The following is a 15,318-nucleotide window of genomic DNA, read 5'->3' as shown; positions in this document are numbered from 1 at the left end:
TTATTCGAGCAGGCTGCGATCGACTCCGCGGAGTACGGGCATGCCGGTGGAGGTGCGGCCCACCAGCTTTGGCTGGTAGACGACGGATTCGACCGCCTTTCCCTCGATCTTTTGCATGAGGAGCTTTACGGCCCTGTGACCAGCCCGGCGCATCTCAGAGGTCATCGATGTGATCGGGACGATGCTGTCTTCAGCCAGCGGCGAGTTATCGACGCCGGTGACCTTGACATCATCAGGCACCCTCAGTCCCCGGATCATGAGTTCGTTGATCACGCCATTGGCCTGGGCATCGGACTGGCAGACGATTCCCTCCGGCATCTGGCCGAGTTTGCAGAGCCTCTCCACGGCGAAGCGGCCATCCTCCATGAGAAATCCCTTCGTCGGGATAATCATCCGTCGATCGATCGGCACGCCCGCCTCCCGATGAGCACGCTCAAACCCGGCGGTGCGGCTTTCGAACGTAGCCACGCAGGCCAGCCTGCGATGCCCGAGCTCCAGCAGATGCCGGGTCGGGAGATACCCATGCGTCTCATAGCAGACCCTCACGCTCGTCACGCGCTCGTCGGACGAGCCCTCCGGCACATCGTTGAACAGCGTGAGCACCGGCAACCCGCTCTCCTCCAGCTCCCGCAGTTTTTTCCAGAGCCCCGGGTGATACACTCCTGTAACGATGAGACCGTCGACTTCGCTCTTGAGCCGCGAGTCGCAGGCCTCGGCAAATTCCTCATCGGTAAAGAAGAAGCGCAGCCACATGCGGACGGCGATCTTGTCGAGTTCCTCCGCCAGCCCCTTGAGCAGGCGATCACTCAGGTCGCTGCCCGGCGTGCCGAGGTGATGAAAAAAGACGCCGATCGCGCCCTTGCGCCCCGCCTTCAACGCGACGGCAAGCCGGTTGGGTACGTAGTTCAACTGGCGCGCCTTTTTCCGGATTGCGTCCTGGGTCTTGGCACTTACTCCCGTCGTTCCCAGCCGCCCGTTCAGCACCTTGGAAACCAGGCTGTAGGAAACATCGAGTTCCGCCGCGATGCGTTTCAGTGAAACCATGGAGTTGGGACAAATGTGCATCCGGAAGGCCTCAAAGGTCAAATCAAACGTGTTACTACAAGGCCTGCGGGAGAACTGAATTTATGAGATCGCATGGAATCCAAGGACTGGGCAATGCACTTTCCAGGCGGCCAATTCCGGGTTGCGGCAAAGGAAGCCTCTCTCAGGCCGATGAGCGAGACCTCCAAAGACTGCCTTACCGGGAGACCAGGGAGACCTTGCCCTTGTCGGGGACGGCGTCCACCAGCGCGTACGGGCTGCCGTCCTTGGTGATAAACTTCGCCTCCACAGGCTGGTCGCCCTGGGTGGCCGCGACGGCCTTCCAGCCGTCCGGCAAGCGGACCTTGACCGTCAGAGGCTGATCGTAAACCGCATTATCGAGGGTATCCGTAAGCTCAAACTCGATCTTCGACGGTCCATTTTCCGTCACCTTCACAGCTGCAGCTTCGCGCTCCTGCCCGTACAGGGAGGCATCGCAAAACCGGGAGAGCCAAAGCTTATCCTGGTTGTCCGCCAGCCAGTGGAAGAAGGGGCGATCCGCCACCTTGTCCCCGGCGCCGTGGTAGATCATCACGCACCAGGTGCGATACATCTTGTCGGAGGGATCGAGGATGCGCTTGGGATCAGCCCAATTTGCCGCGGGGTTGTTGAAGGAGCTTTCCGTGACCGCGCGTATGCCCATGAATGGGATGGCGCCCGCAGGTACCAGAGTGCCAGTGGCCCACCGCGCCCCGGCATAATACTTGGCCGCGAGTTCCTCGCTGTTCATCTCCATGCCTTTCCCCCCGGGATAGGCGAGCATCCGCACGCGATGCCCGGGGATGTTTGCCTCGATGATCTTTTTGGATTCCGAGTATTCCCCCTCCATGCCCAGCCAGGCGGGATCTTCCGTCTGGAGGTGGGTGTGGGTATGGGACTGGACATCGTGACCCTTGGCGACCACGTCACTCCAAAGAGCCCAGGTGCCGCCATCGCTGCGGCCTCCGACTTTATGCGAGATGATGAACCACGTGACGGGAAAGTTCCCGTACTTCGCGCTTTGCTCCAGCCACCACGGCACCTCGGAGGCCCAGTTGTCATCCACGGTCACGCTCACGGGCGCGATCTTGTCATCCTTCCACATGCAGATCTCGGCGTCGCCCGGCGATGACGGCCAGGTAATCTCCCCGGCCTTGAATCGCTCTCCAGCTTTTTTGGGATCAGCCGTGGCCGCCTGCAGCACCAGCGGCAGCGCCAGACAAAGAGAAAGAATGTGTCGTTTGGTTTTCATGAAATCGATGCGTGCGAAAATACCTACTGCCTGCCCTTGACCGGCTCGCCGGTGTCGGCCCAGACATTGGAGTCGTCAATATCCTGATTTTCCCGCCAGCGGGGATTGATGGGGCCGTACTTGGAAAGCCGCCCGAATTTATTACCCCGCAGGACAATCGGCTTCCCGGCATCACCGTGATCTCCCCCGGCGAGCGAAAACGCGCCCCCGTCGAAATAGCAGTCGGTGATCTCACCCGTCACTCCCGTGTTTGGCCCAAAACTCCCAAGCTGAATGGCGCCGTTCACGGCATCCAGAGACCTGCCATCCCCACCCGCGCGGCCCCGGGCGTCAAACTTGCAGCGCAGCAGATGGATGGTTGCGACCGCCGGGTTATCCGGCGTGCGGTCCTTGCCAAAGGTGACCTGCAGGATGTCGCTATGCGACGCAGGGCTGTCCATGATGAGCCCCTCCCCCAGCACCTCTGTGTAAAACGATTCTCCCTCGGGGGGGCGGAACAGGTCGTTGCCTCCGGCCACATAGGTCCGCGTGATCTTGTCGACGCCCATGATCGCCACGCTCTTGCCTCCCAGCACTTCACAATCCTCCAGTTCGACCGATCCCTTCCCTGCCCGCTGCACAGTAAAGTAGGCCGTCCCCGGCGAGGCCTTGTCCCCTTCGGAGAGAGGCACATAGCCCGTATTGACAAAACGGCACTTCACAAACTTCACGACGCCTTCGCTGTGCGTTGTTTTGACTGGTCCCAGTAGCTTTCCAGTAATGACAACCGGCTCTTTGAAAACCGTCTCTGTCGCCTTTTCCAGCACCGCGTCCGCCGGCAACCCGCAGTTCACCCCCCGCACGAGTTCGCTGCCTTGTTGGACCGGCGCGCCTCCCTGCGCCCGGCTCATCGGGCTGCCAAGCGCGAGCATGGCTCCGCAGCAGATCACTAGCGATTTCTTCATGAGATTTGCGAGGGCCAGCCCTCACCCGCTTCAGGGTTGGTAGGACATCGTGCGCCCGGTCAGAGAATCGAGGACGATGGATACGTAGTTGTCAGCCGGGGCAGATCCGGACTGGCGGCTGGTGGAGCTGCGCAGCGTCAGGCACCATGGCTGGCCATTGGGCAGATTGATCGAGCCATCCGGGCGGAACCGGAATCCCACATAGGACTTGCCGCGCAGGATGCCAGGCGCGGAGGCCGACTCCGTCGCCGTCCAGGGACCTGCGTTCGTCGACGCCGAGCCAGCCAGCGAGATAAGGGTGGAATATTCCTGGGCATCGTCAGCAATGACATTTCCCGGAAGCACCTTGCCCCGGCTCAGCCACTCGTCCCCGGTCGCACCGCTGACAGAGGATGGTATCACCGAGGCCACGGCACGCCAGGCCAGGCCATTGCCGTCATCGTGCTTATAAAACCGAACCTCGACAGGGAGATTCCGACTCATGGCGACCTGCCGGGCATAGGAGAGCTCTGATTCGACCACCCCAGCTGCTCCGCTGATCGTTACGCCATCGAGCGTGCCACGGATCGCAGGCAGCGTCGTTACCGCAAGGATCGAAATGATCGCCATCACCGACAGCAGTTCGATCAATGTGAAGCCTGCCGCTCGCCGACGGAAAACCGCCGATTTGGAAAGAGAAGAAGACATGTGGGGGGAAGAAAGCATCGCTCACCAAGTGCTTGATTGCAATAGATAATCAATCGTGTGATTTTGCAAGGAAAATTCCTGCCGAGAGAGGAAAATGGGGCGTTTTCAGGGCTGGAAGAAGGTCTCGGAAACCACGCGCCAGCGATAGAAGTTGCCCAGGGGCTGTGCCGAGGTCGAGGTGGCGTAGTCGGGGATGTTCGTCGCATTGGGATCGATGTAGCGCTCGATAAGGGTCGACCCACGCAGTTCCGCCGCCACGCGATCCTTGGATTCATCCCACACCGTCGCGGCGGACCCCGGCGACTTCCGCAGGGACTGCACGCGCCAGTGGACGGTGAAGGTATTCGATTTCGTCGTGACCCGGGAGTAAAGGTGGTCGTACGGCTGCTCGCGAAGGTTATCAGCGGTGAAGCGCTTGCCATTCCAGAAGGACGACTTGGTGGATGAGAGAGTCTCCCCCTCCGGCACCAGGTACATCTCACAGAGCTGGGAGGCGGAGCGAAAGACATCGCCCGACGAAAACCTCGTGTCGAAATCCTTCAAGGTCTCGCTGATATTGAGCGGGTAACGCGTCTTGGTCACCGCTCCGCGGATATTGGCGTGGCTCTTGTAGTCCGTGGCCGCCGACTCTGGCAAAGCAGGCAGCCAGGTGGACTTTAGCAGCGCATGGAGCGCCGTCTTGCGCACGATGTAGCTGAACGGAGCGATCTGGTAGTTGAGGTTCACCTTGCCGGCCGTGGAAAACTGATCGCTGATGGGGTAAGGCTCCGCGACCGGCATCCAGAACAGATCGAGAAGCAAATGATCCGGCGGGCTGGTCAAGCCCGGGTGGCTGCTGCCTGCCGCCGGATTGGGAGAAAAGGCCAGCGTCTGCCATCCCGTCGTCAGCGAGGACGGCAGCGTACCCAGGATGACAGGCGAAGGCACCTGCCTGTTGGGCGAGAAGTAATTCGATCCCGAGGAGCCGTAGGCGCTGTAGCGCAGGAAATACGGAGTGCCGACAAAAGCTTTGTCAGAGAAATCCAGGAAGAGAGTCTGGTAGTCCTGGTCCGGGCGGGCCAGCATGCCGCCATCCATGCGATTGCCCGGCATCATGGTCCAGTCCCAACTGGGATTGACCTGTCCGGTGGCGGTAAAGATCCCTCCGACGATGGCTTCGGTCGTCGGCGGCACGCCCGGGTTGCCCAACTGCCCGGAAAGAAATCCGTTGCGCCCGGTTTGCGCCATGAGTGCCGGGGAGGGGCCCGCCCATGTGAGCTGGTTCTGCCGATAGCCTGTGCTCATGGGACCCGCCGCACCCGGCGTCCCGAGTTGATGCCACTGGGCGCGGGCGGTCGCACGAGGATAGGCCGGTCCCTTGGGAGCCGCGGGGGAGGTTCGAAAAACCAGGTCCGGTTGATAACCGGAAAGCACCTGGTCAATGCGCTTGAACGCCACCGATGAGCCGAGCCTGGGATCTCCATTTCCCGCTCCGGCCGGATCGGCAACCATGCTGATCACCGTGTCAAAGGGCGTAATCAGCGGCACGCCCTCCAGGGGCGGAGCGTCAACGGTCGTATTGTCGAGGCTCGTGGAGGTATTCTCGGCAAAGAAGACCCCGGCGTTTCGCCCGGAGAGAGCTTTCACCCGGTTTTCAAAAATGGGCGACACCAGACCCGTCGAGCCCATGTAGGCATAGGGAATCGTGCGGGTGTTCATCGCTACGGTGGTATCGCGCATCTGCTCGGGCGAGATCGGCAGGGTCGGATTCGTAATGTTTGGCGCGATCTCCGTAAACGCCCAGCTCATTGATCTCGCCTCGGGAGTCTGGAAGTTGGTGACCCGGGGATCCGGGCGGAGCGTCGATGGCGAGGAGCCTTCGTCCCGGACATTCCAGCGCGGAGCGATCGGGACGGGCAGCGTCTGGGACCACTGCGCAAAATCAATCACCTGGGAGGATACGAGCTGGGACGCCGTGCCCGTCGGATCCGTCTCCAGGTTGTCGGAAAACGGGGCGTAAATCTCAACGGTGATCGGCTCGCCACTGAAGGTGAATTGCAGGCTGTCGGGCGAGACCGTGATGGGGTCACTCACCAGCGACCAATAGCCCGCGGCGGAACTCGTATTCTCGAAGACCTTCGGCGTGTTCCGCTCCTTGTCAAACAGGGGGTAGAAAAGCGGGTTCATGGTCGCATTTGGCAACCATGCCGACCACTGCACCTGCCTGCCGGTGGCAGACGGCAGATTGATCGCGCTGCCATTGACCTTGAATGACTCCCCTTTGACTTTGATCCAGAAAAACGGCGCGGCAGGGACGACCCCGCTGGCCAGACCCGCAAAGTTGAAAAGCATCACCGCTCGCATCTGCGTCGTCTGACTGCCGACAGGATAGTCCCCGGAACCACCATAGGTCGGACCGGCATTGATAAGATACTGCCAGTTGAAGGGGTTGTAGTAATCGTTCTCCGGATTGCCGCCCGTTGCCCGCGCCGGGGGTGCCGGGGCGGGAGGCACGGGCAACCGCCTCGCCGTGGCATAAAAGAGCACGGAGACGCCGGTCAGTCGGGGATAACTGCCCTGGGTGGTGTAGGTCGACCCGTTCACCGTGGCATGGAGCGGAGCCACCGTGTAGGCATTGGGCTCGGCGTAGGTTTGTCTGCGAGTTCCGTTGATCCAGATATCGCGAGACGCCAGTCCCGTGAAGGAATAGCCGACCTCGTTGGCTCCCGGCGTCACCGTGTTGGCGGCGGTCGACGCCATCGTCACCTGGTTGATCATCGAGCGGCTGAAATCAAATGTTCCCAGAGCGATGGCATCGGCCGCACCGGAGCCCCAATGAGAGGCGAGATTTCCGCCAAAACCCGGGATGTCACGGTCGAATGTCGTCCGGAGGTAATTCACCAGCTGCTGATTGCGCTGGATGTTTGTCCAGTCATGGGACGGGCTGTCGGGATTCTGCCGTTGGAAATAATAGCGCAGGGGCGCACTCGACGTCGCATTGAGCGTGGCGCAGAACGCCAGCAATCTCTCCTCCGCGGTCATCCACGGGTTCTGGTCGATCGGGCTCGCAGGATCGACAGAGGAAGGTGCGGCTCCCGAGTTGCGGCCCCGGAAGGTCGCGGGATTTTTCATCTGGCGAAAATACGAGGAGGGCCACGGCCAGGTGACGGGCCAGAGGCTCACGCGCGGCGTCTCGAAGAGCGTGGTCTCGGGAGCGCGGCTGTTGGCCGTCAGGAAAAACTGGCGCTTCTCGAAGGAGGAAACACTGACCGGCGATGAAGCGCTGGTAAAGGCGCTCTGCGCGCTCCGATCGGGCCTGAACCAGAAGTCATCCACCGTCGCGTAAAGGCGATCCGAATCCAGGGTGATCTTGGACGGAATCGTCGGAAGCGTCGTGAGGGAGTAATCAGTGGTATAGGATGCCACCGGCAGCGTGCCGCCCTCCGATCCGCCATCACCACTCCCGCCGATCACCCCGCCCGACACCCTGGGGGTCAGCGTGTACAAACGTCGCAACTCCTGCCGGTAGGTCGAGGTGCTGCCCCAGCGGCTCCCCGTCATCAACTCGGGAAAAACCGCGCTCAGCGAGGTCATGGCAGGATGGCCCGGCGTGCGCTGAAACTCATAGCGCACCGGAGGATTGGCCGCGAACTGCATCTCGTCCCGCGTCGCCGACTTCGGCGTATCCCAAAACTCTCCCTCGCTGGCTGTATTGACATTTACCTTGGACGTCTCGTCATCCGTCCAGAACGCCACGCGCCCCACGATGGGGTTGGTCGGCGAGGCACCCGTCACCGTCACGGAGGAACCCGAGGCGCCGCTGCCCGCCACCATCTGGCCATCCTCGAGGACGTACAGCCACTTCACCGGCATGGGCGCCTGCGATCCAGACCCGGCCACCGCTGCATTGGATGAGTCGATACTGAATCCCTCGACCATATTGAGCGCCCCGGGGTCGACGATCGGATACACGCCATTGATCGCCTGGTTCAGGTCGGTATACATCTGGGGCTGGTTCTTCCACCCGGCCGGAGGCATCTCCGAGCTGGTAAAGGGATTGTAACCCGTCCCCGCCTTGAGCAGATCGGTATCCCATGAATAGAGTTTATAGATGCTCTTGGGATTTCCATTCTTTCCGTAGGTGCGGACCATCCCCGGCTGCGATGCCCAGGCCACCGGATCAGATGCGCTGCCTTCCTTTGTCGCCGCGCCGATCTGCCCCATCACCCGGCTCACCGCCATCCCGGCAAGATGCCTCGCCTGGCTGCCCCGACCGTACAGGTCGACTCCCCGGCGCTCCTGGCCCGCGCTCGCCAGGAAGAACACCGCCATGGTCGCAGCCAGCACGATGACGATCAGGACGAGTACGAGCGCAAACGCACGTTGCCTTGGAAGATGTTTCATATCAGTTATTGGACCACTTGGCGCCCTGGATCTCGACCGCGCTGCGGAAAACCCGGTGACGGATGTTGGCATTCGACAGCTGCTGGCTATAGGCCGCGAGATCGGCGTCGAGCCTGGAACTGTCGGTGAACAGGGTGGACGGCACCTTCAACTCCGCCGGGGGAGTGGACGAGGAGTTGCCCAGCCGGGCAACAGATCTCCGGTCCACGCAGACCATCGCCACATCGACGATGGGCGGCAGTTGATTGCGCATGAGCTGGGGACGAGTCAATGTCGACCCGGTCGACGGCACCCGACCGGAGGGATACCCGCTCTGCCAGGCGCGGGAATCATAATGATAGTTGGGCGAGAGGATCGAGCCGCGCGTCGTGTTATTGTAGGTGGAGCCCAGCGATCCGGCGACAGCCTCCTCTTCCCCGGGGGACAGGCGGGGCCGGATGATCAGGAGCGCCACGTCCTCGGCCAGCACGCGGGCTCGCGGCTGCTGCGCGGTCACCGGGGTTTTGAAAGCCGACAGCCAGCTTGATGTGCTGGAGGGCGCGGCGGGATACGAGCCAGCCGCTGTCGCCGTGTAGATGCCGAGCTCCTGGGTGGGCTGGACAAACTGCACCAGCCGGAACCGCTTGTCTGAGGGAAAGAGCGATTTCAGCCAGTTCGGAAGCAGCGAGGCATCCGCCTCGCCATACTGGATGTAGAAGCCCGTCGAGTTTAGCGCGCGATTCAGGCTGGCAAGCTGGGTATCGTCCGTCTCTCCCAGCGGAGCCTGGAAAAATATCGCATCCCCGGGATTCCCGGCCGCATCGGCTCCCGGAACGATCTGCGCCGCAGGCCCGGAGAGAAAATGGAGATCGGAGGCGCGGGCAAATCGCGTGGGAACGAATGTCCCGGCATTGGCCTCCGTCCTCCCCTGGCCGGACGAGTCCACATAGTCATTGTAAGCGTTGAGGGTGGCTCGGGAGATCTGGAGATTCAGGGTCGAGAAGGCCGCGCGGGCGTTTTGGAACGCTGATATCTTGCCGCTGCTCGATCGCCAGATTTCCCCCACCTTTCCCGTGATCTGCAACAAGACCACCATGACGATCATAAGCACTGCGATCGCCACCAAAAGTTCAATGAACGTAAACGCTCGCGCTGCTCGGGCCATGAACCACCGATGTCTCATCTCTAGAATCCCCGGTTGACCAGCAGAAAAGTCCGCCGGTCTGCCTTGACCGTGGTGTCGCTGGGATCACGATGAAAGCCGATCGACACCGTGGCCCAGCGCAAATCGCCCGCCCCGGGGTTGGCAGAGTTTTTCAAATCGCACCGCACGGTGAACACCGCGTTGCTGGAGCTCGTCAGCTCCGCACCCTCGCGATCATAATAGAGGGGAAATCTCTTCGTCACATACGAGTCCAGCGTGGCAAACGGAGTGGACGTTAGCTCAGCACCGAGCGAGGCAAATACCTCGGTCTCCACGATCTGGCGATTCGCCTCCTGAAGGCTGGCCAGACCCGCTGGCATTAGCGAAAAAATCACCAGGAGCGCAAACATCACCAGCCCCGTGGCGAGCACCACCTCGACGAGCGAAAACGCCCGCCGGGCGATCACCATGTGGAGACAGCTTTTGCGTCCGTGATATGGAAACTGGGGGAAAACCGTCATAAACGAAAGGGGCTCGGAAGCCCCATATCAAACATGTGATTTAAGGGTGAACGTATTTACCATGTAAGCATTGTCAAGAAAATGTTCCCTCGGGGCCTCACTTGCCACTGTCTTCATTTGCGCGGCTCTCCGGTCCAAGAATAAGCCCTCCGCAGGGGAATTGCCATCTTTCGATTTTCGGTCGGCTGCACCCTCGCAAACCATGGCGGATTGCTAGCATGAAATGGGTTCCATGCTCCCGGCGACAACACCCTTCTGCCGGGAGTCACGGAGTCCGGCTCATGCGCCGAAGATGCACTCGAGTCCGGCTTGCCGTTCTTCCCTCAAACGAAGTCATCTGCGCACCGGATAAATTTGTTTTTTCCGGTCAATCGAGATGCCGCGCGCCGTTTAATCACATGTTTGATATTTTAAAATTGACTCCACGGATTTTCGCGTGAGATTTTGGGTCCATGCCCTCCCTCTCCTCCGGCTCCCGCGTCCTCGTCACGGGGGGCTGCGGCTTTCTCGGCCATCACCTGGTGAATGTCCTGCGTTCCCGCTACGAGGCCGTTCCCTTCGACGTGCGGGTACCCGACACCGATCCCACCGCCATCCAGGGTTCCGTCACGGATGCGAAGGCGGTGGATGCCGCCATGGAGGGCGTATCCGGTCTCGTGATCGGGCACATGGCTCCGCGCCAACCCGGGGTCTATGACAGCCCGGAACTGCCCTTCGCCATCAATGTGCAGGGCGCCGCAATGCTTCTCGACGCCGCCGCGCGCCACGGCGTCAGGCGCGTCGTGCTCATCTCCAGCATCTCGGTGGTGCAGGAATCTCTCGCGGCAGGAACGTTCCTGGAACGCGACACCCCCTTCGCACCCGACTCCATCTACGGGCTCACCAAGGTCCTGCAGGAGCAGTCCGCGCAGTATTACCACTCCCGCGCCGGCCTTGAGATCACCATCCTCCGTCCCGCCTACATCTGCCTCGGGGATAATCTCGAGGACAAATACGGCGTGCGTCGCCCGAGCGTGAACTGGCAGTTCATCGACCCGCGCGACATCGGGCGAGCCGCCCTCGCCGCCTTCGAGGCCGGACAGGCGGGCTGCGAGTCCTACTACCTCGTGGCCGGCCCGGGCGCGAAGGATCGCACCGATGTTGCCCGCACGGAAGCCGAGCTATCCTGGCTCCCGGAGTATCGCTTCGACACCTTCCCGGTCGACTAGCATCCGCTTCCCGGCGGATTCACATCCCGGGAGCGCTTATTCCAACTCAGCCCGATTCAGCGACCTGGCGGGAGTTTCCCCGGTGGAGTTTCTCGCCACCAGCTTCGGCTCGATCAGGACAGACTTTACTTTGACGCCCTCGATACGCTGAAAGAGGAGCTCCACGGACTTCAAGCCAGCCTTGCGAACCTCCGATGTCATCGACGTGATCGGCACGATGCATTCCTCGGCGAGCGGGGAATTATCCACCCCCGTCACCTTGACCTGCTCGGGCACCTTGACGCCTTTCAGGATCAACTCGCAGATCACACCATTGGCCTGCGCATCGGACTGGCACACAATGCCATCCACGGGCAGGCCCGCCGCAAGGAGGGCCTTGGCCGCTTTGCGCCCGTCCTCTTTCAGGAATTTCTTCGACGGAATGACAAGGGACCGGTCGACCCGCACCTTGGCATCCTTGTGAGCCTGCAAAAATCCCTTCGTCCGGCTCTGGTCCGTATCCAGGCAGGCGAGCCGCCGGCAGCCCAGGTCCAGCAGATGCCTGGTCGGCACATAGCCATGGGAGAAATAGGAAACCTGCACCCGCGTGACCGGATTGTCCGCAGAGGGGGCAGGCTCGTTGTCAAACATCGTCACCACGGGAACGCCCAGGCGCTCGAGCTCGCGCAGGCGCTCCGTCAGCCCCGCGTGATACACCCCGGCGACGATCAGCCCGTCCACCTCATTCCTGAGCCGGGAGTCACAGGCATCGAGGAATTCGCAGTCGGTGGTAAAGTACCGGAGCCACATACGGGATGAACCCTGCTCGAGTCCGTCGACTAGGCCCTTGAGCAAGCGATCGCTCAGATCACTCCCCGGGATTCCCATGTGGTGGAAAAAAATCCCGACCACTCCCCGGCGTCCCGCCTTCAGCGCCACCGCCAGACGGTTGGGTACGTAGTTAAGCTCTTTCGCTTTCTTCTGGATCGCATCGCGCGTGGCCGCGCTCACCCCCGTCGTGCCGAGCCTGCCATTGAGCACCTTGGAGACGAGGCTGTAGGAAACATCCAACTCAGCCGCAATGCGTTTCAGCGAAACCATGCGGTCATGTTCTGGTGTCCGGCGGGGATAGGTCAAACACAAGATGAGCGCCCTCTTCTACGGGAAAAATGCATTGAAAATCATCACACGTGTGATTACATTCAGGCTTCCCATGTCGCCAGTGACCTCAGTTCTCTCCTCGAGTCCGAAATCGTCGGAAAAACTTCACGCCCTGAAACGGGAGATTGGCGGGCTCTGGGATTTTGCGGTTGATCCGGAAAATCAAGGAGGGCAGCGCGGCTGGACGGAGGCCCCGCCTGCGGAAACCCGCCGGGTCACCACAGGGATGCCGTGGGAATACTGGGAGCCGGGCTATGACGGAGCCGGATGGTACTGGAAGGAATTCACCGCCCCGGCTGCGACGGAGAACAGTGTCTCCATGCTGACCTTTGAAGCGGTGAGCTACTGGTGCGAGTGCTGGCTGAACGGTCGCAAGATCGGCGAGCACGAGGGCATGAGCGATTCCTTTTCCTTCGACGTCAGCGACGTGCTCCTCCCCGGAAGAAAAAATCACCTGGTCGTCCGGGTGATCAATCCCCCGCAAAACCACGAGGTGGATGGATTGCGGAGCGGCGCTCCCCTCAACCAAAGCGACCTTCCGGTCGGAAAAGCAGGCTGGTATTACAATTACGGCGGCCTGTGGGGAAAGGTCTGGCTGGAGATACTGCCGCCCGTGCATTTCACCGACCTTGCGGTCACCCCGTCTTTTGAAAACAGCCGCCTGGATATTTCATGGACTGCTGGCAAGGGGGAGGAATCCGAGGATGTCTCTCTCTTCTTTGAAGTCATCGAACCGAAATCCGGGCGCACTTTGAAAATCGGCCAGCGAGTGCTCTCTGGCGACGCAGCGGATTCCGGAGAGTTCTCCCTGCGTATCGACGGCCTGGCAGAGTGGACTCCCGACACCCCGGTGCTTTACGATCTCCGGGCCTCGATCTCCACCCGGCACTCGACCCATATCGTGCATCGGCGATTCGGCATTCGTGAGTTCACCATCCGGGACCGCCAGTTTCACCTGAATGGCCGGCCGATCGTTCTCAAGGGCATCCTCCAGCAGCGCGCCTACCCGCGAAGACTCGCCGGACCCGCCTCATGGCGGCTGGCCGCGCGTGAACTCATCACCCTGAAGCGGGCGGGCCTCAACTTTCTCCGCATCCATCTCGGGCCTGCGGAACCGTGGTATCTCGATATCGCGGATCGCCTCGGCATCCTCGTAATGATGGAGCCGCCCATCGGATGGATCGCCAACGGCCCCCGGACCGAAAGCCGTATCGCCCGGGAAATCCGGGCGTTGATCTCCGCGCACCGCTCCCGGACTTGCATCGTGATGTGGGGGCTGTTCAACGAATCCTTTCATCTCCTCGGCTATGCCCCGGGCGAGATGAGGGATCTCGCCGAGCGAATGCTCCATGTCGCCCGCGCCAGCGATCCCAGCCGCCTCGTCATAGACACCTCCGGCGGCTATGCGAGAGCCTCCGTGCAGGGAGCCGAGACCATGATCCATGACACCTCGCGCATGGACTCATCCCGCTTCCTTTCGCCGCAGTCCGATGTCGTCGAGAAGCTCACGGATGTCCACGTTTACTGCAGTCTGCCGCCGACGAATGACACGGTGGAACATTACGGCCGGCTCGACTCCGGCGATCAGTTGCTCTTCCTGGCCGAGTACGGCGCCGCTGAGACGCCGCCGGATTTTCCGCGCGTGCTCGATGCCTACACCCGGCAGGAGCAGGAAACCGGCCTGGAGGACTGGCGTCTCCATCGCGATTTTTATGCTTCCCTCCGCCAGCGCTTTGAAGCGGCGGGACTGGCAGAGGAGTTTGGCTCCGTTGAAAACTGGATCACCGCCGTCAATCATGCCCGGGCCGGAGAGGTGGCGGACATCACGATCGCCATCCGAAACAACCCCAACGTGGCGGGCTTCTGCCTATGCCAGCTGGCCGATGCCAGCGGTGAGCTTTTTGGCGTCCTGGACTTCTGGCGCCGCCCCAAGCCGCTGCTCAAAGCACTCTCCTCCGCCATCGCCGATCCCGCCATCGGGATCGAGGCTTCTCCGACCTGGCTGGCCACCGGGCAGGGACTCAATGCAACCGTCCGGATCGTAAGCGACGACAAACCCGTCCCAGGCGGAGAGCTGGAAATCACTCTCCACCGGCCATCCGGGAAAGCGCAATCGCATCGCACGGTCCTTCCTCCGGGAAGCACGGCGCGGGTGGAAATCCTCCAGCCCATGCAGGAGGCGGGCATCTATCGGCTGGAAGCCACCCTGCGCTGTGGCGACCGGACCATTTCCAGCCAGACGCGGGAAATCGGCGTGATCAACGAAACAGATCGCCCGGAGATCGAGATCTCGGGACGCCTCGCCAGTCCAGCCACGGAGGACCTGCTCCGCGCCTGCAAGGTGCAGTGCGAGCCGTTTGGGAACAACCATCGCGACAAGAGCAAAGTCGTGCTCCTGGAGTGGAACGCCATCGCCTCATCGGCAAACTCCCATTGGGAGTTGCTCGGCCAGCTCCGCAACATCGTCGAGACCGGAGGGGCCGCCGTGATTCTCAACCCCGACACCCCGATGCTTTACCGCTGGCTCCTGCCGCAGTTCGTCGGAGTCCAGCCCGTCATGCGCACCAGCACCTACCTGAAGCGCTCCCCGCTTCTCGACGGCCTGGGGGAACCCTGCGTGGCCGGCCGCCTCTACTCGGAAATCCTCGGCGACCGCTGGGACAATGCAGATGACGTCACCGCCGCAGGTGGCACGGTGGAGATCGGTGCATTCTCGATGAATATGTGGACTCGCCCGGCGACGTATTTCTGGGGAGCCGCCGTTTATCGCCTTCCGATCGGTCGGGGCACGCTTTTTATCTCCCACCTCAACCTGCTCCAGACCCTGGAAACATCACCGCTCTCCCGGCAGCTCCTGCGCAACCTGCTCAACTACGCCGGCAGCCAGATCCGTCCCGGGAATGAGCACCGGCTTCTCCGCCGGTGTATTGACCGAACCGGGCTGGCCTGAGCATCAGCCCCGGATCGGTCGGGACGATGGCGGATTCCGGATGGATCG

Annotated in this window: 10 protein-coding genes; 2 read left to right on the top strand and 8 right to left on the bottom strand. The window is 61.6% G+C overall.

Annotation, left to right across the window (positions count from 1 at the left end; all coding sequences use genetic code 11):
- From TSACC_RS03915 to TSACC_RS03885, 7 genes are all read right to left on the bottom strand, one after another.
- Positions 1-1,044: a LacI family DNA-binding transcriptional regulator gene (locus TSACC_RS03915; protein WP_169809525.1), complete on the bottom strand. Its 1,044-nt coding sequence runs from the start codon at positions 1,042-1,044 to the stop codon at positions 1-3.
- Between the two features lie 196 nt (positions 1,045-1,240).
- Entirely contained in the window at positions 1,241-2,314 is a 1,074-nt protein-coding gene (locus TSACC_RS03910) for a polysaccharide deacetylase family protein (protein ID WP_075078080.1), read from the bottom strand.
- A gap of 23 nt (positions 2,315-2,337) precedes the next feature.
- Positions 2,338-3,258 carry a hypothetical protein gene (locus tag TSACC_RS03905; RefSeq protein ID WP_075078079.1) on the bottom strand — a complete coding sequence of 307 codons (921 nt, stop codon included), beginning with the start codon at positions 3,256-3,258 and terminating at the stop codon, positions 2,338-2,340.
- A 30-nt stretch (positions 3,259-3,288) separates the two neighbouring features.
- Positions 3,289-3,945 carry a Verru_Chthon cassette protein D gene (gene vccD / locus TSACC_RS03900; protein ID WP_075078078.1) on the bottom strand — a complete coding sequence of 219 codons (657 nt, stop codon included), beginning with the start codon at positions 3,943-3,945 and terminating at the stop codon, positions 3,289-3,291.
- A 105-nt stretch (positions 3,946-4,050) separates the two neighbouring features.
- The gene (gene vccA, locus TSACC_RS03895; protein ID WP_075078077.1) at positions 4,051-8,328 is read right to left on the bottom strand and encodes a Verru_Chthon cassette protein A; all 4,278 of its coding nucleotides are present in this window, start codon (positions 8,326-8,328) and stop codon (positions 4,051-4,053) included.
- 1 nt (position 8,329) lies between these two features.
- Entirely contained in the window at positions 8,330-9,472 is a 1,143-nt protein-coding gene (gene vccC, locus TSACC_RS03890; protein WP_075078076.1) for a Verru_Chthon cassette protein C, read from the bottom strand.
- Positions 9,473-9,492: 20 nt separating this feature from the next.
- Positions 9,493-9,921, bottom strand: coding sequence for a hypothetical protein (locus tag TSACC_RS03885; protein WP_075078075.1), 429 nt, complete (start codon positions 9,919-9,921; stop codon positions 9,493-9,495).
- Positions 9,922-10,424: 503 nt separating this feature from the next.
- On the opposite strand from TSACC_RS03885, the gene TSACC_RS03880 reads away from it, so the two are divergent.
- Positions 10,425-11,180: an NAD-dependent epimerase/dehydratase family protein gene (locus tag TSACC_RS03880; RefSeq protein ID WP_075078074.1), complete on the top strand. Its 756-nt coding sequence runs from the start codon at positions 10,425-10,427 to the stop codon at positions 11,178-11,180.
- 36 nt (positions 11,181-11,216) lie between these two features.
- On the opposite strand, the gene TSACC_RS03875 is transcribed toward TSACC_RS03880, so the two are convergent.
- Positions 11,217-12,260 (bottom strand): LacI family DNA-binding transcriptional regulator, encoded by a 1,044-nt coding sequence (locus TSACC_RS03875; RefSeq protein ID WP_075078073.1) that lies wholly within the window; start codon positions 12,258-12,260, stop codon positions 11,217-11,219.
- A 112-nt stretch (positions 12,261-12,372) separates the two neighbouring features.
- Between TSACC_RS03875 and TSACC_RS03870 the strand changes: the two genes are divergently transcribed.
- Positions 12,373-15,270 (top strand): glycoside hydrolase family 2 TIM barrel-domain containing protein, encoded by a 2,898-nt coding sequence (locus TSACC_RS03870; RefSeq protein WP_237763895.1) that lies wholly within the window; start codon positions 12,373-12,375, stop codon positions 15,268-15,270.
- Positions 15,271-15,318: the final 48 nt, after the last annotated feature.

It is taken from the genome of Terrimicrobium sacchariphilum (assembly GCF_001613545.1).
GTDB classification, from domain to species: domain Bacteria; phylum Verrucomicrobiota; class Verrucomicrobiia; order Chthoniobacterales; family Terrimicrobiaceae; genus Terrimicrobium; species Terrimicrobium sacchariphilum.
Note: the sequence above shows the minus strand (reverse complement) of the source record. Positions and strands in the feature narration are given on the sequence as shown.

Excerpts from the sequence above, each read along its gene's own strand:
- TSACC_RS03910 (WP_075078080.1), bottom strand. The coding sequence starts at position 2,314 with ATGAAAACCAAACGACACATTCTTTCTCTTTGTCTGGCGCTGCCGCTG.
- vccD (WP_075078078.1), bottom strand. The coding sequence starts at position 3,945 with ATGTCTTCTTCTCTTTCCAAATCGGCGGTTTTCCGTCGGCGAGCGGCA.
- TSACC_RS03880 (WP_075078074.1), top strand. The coding sequence starts at position 10,425 with ATGCCCTCCCTCTCCTCCGGCTCCCGCGTCCTCGTCACGGGGGGCTGC.
- TSACC_RS03875 (WP_075078073.1), bottom strand. The coding sequence starts at position 12,260 with ATGGTTTCGCTGAAACGCATTGCGGCTGAGTTGGATGTTTCCTACAGC.
- TSACC_RS03885 (WP_075078075.1), bottom strand. The coding sequence starts at position 9,921 with ATGGTGATCGCCCGGCGGGCGTTTTCGCTCGTCGAGGTGGTGCTCGCC.
- TSACC_RS03915 (WP_169809525.1), bottom strand. The coding sequence starts at position 1,044 with ATGGTTTCACTGAAACGCATCGCGGCGGAACTCGATGTTTCCTACAGC.
- vccA (WP_075078077.1), bottom strand. The coding sequence starts at position 8,328 with ATGAAACATCTTCCAAGGCAACGTGCGTTTGCGCTCGTACTCGTCCTG.
- TSACC_RS03870 (WP_237763895.1), top strand. The coding sequence starts at position 12,373 with ATGTCGCCAGTGACCTCAGTTCTCTCCTCGAGTCCGAAATCGTCGGAA.
- TSACC_RS03905 (WP_075078079.1), bottom strand. The coding sequence starts at position 3,258 with ATGAAGAAATCGCTAGTGATCTGCTGCGGAGCCATGCTCGCGCTTGGC.
- vccC (WP_075078076.1), bottom strand. The coding sequence starts at position 9,472 with ATGGCCCGAGCAGCGCGAGCGTTTACGTTCATTGAACTTTTGGTGGCG.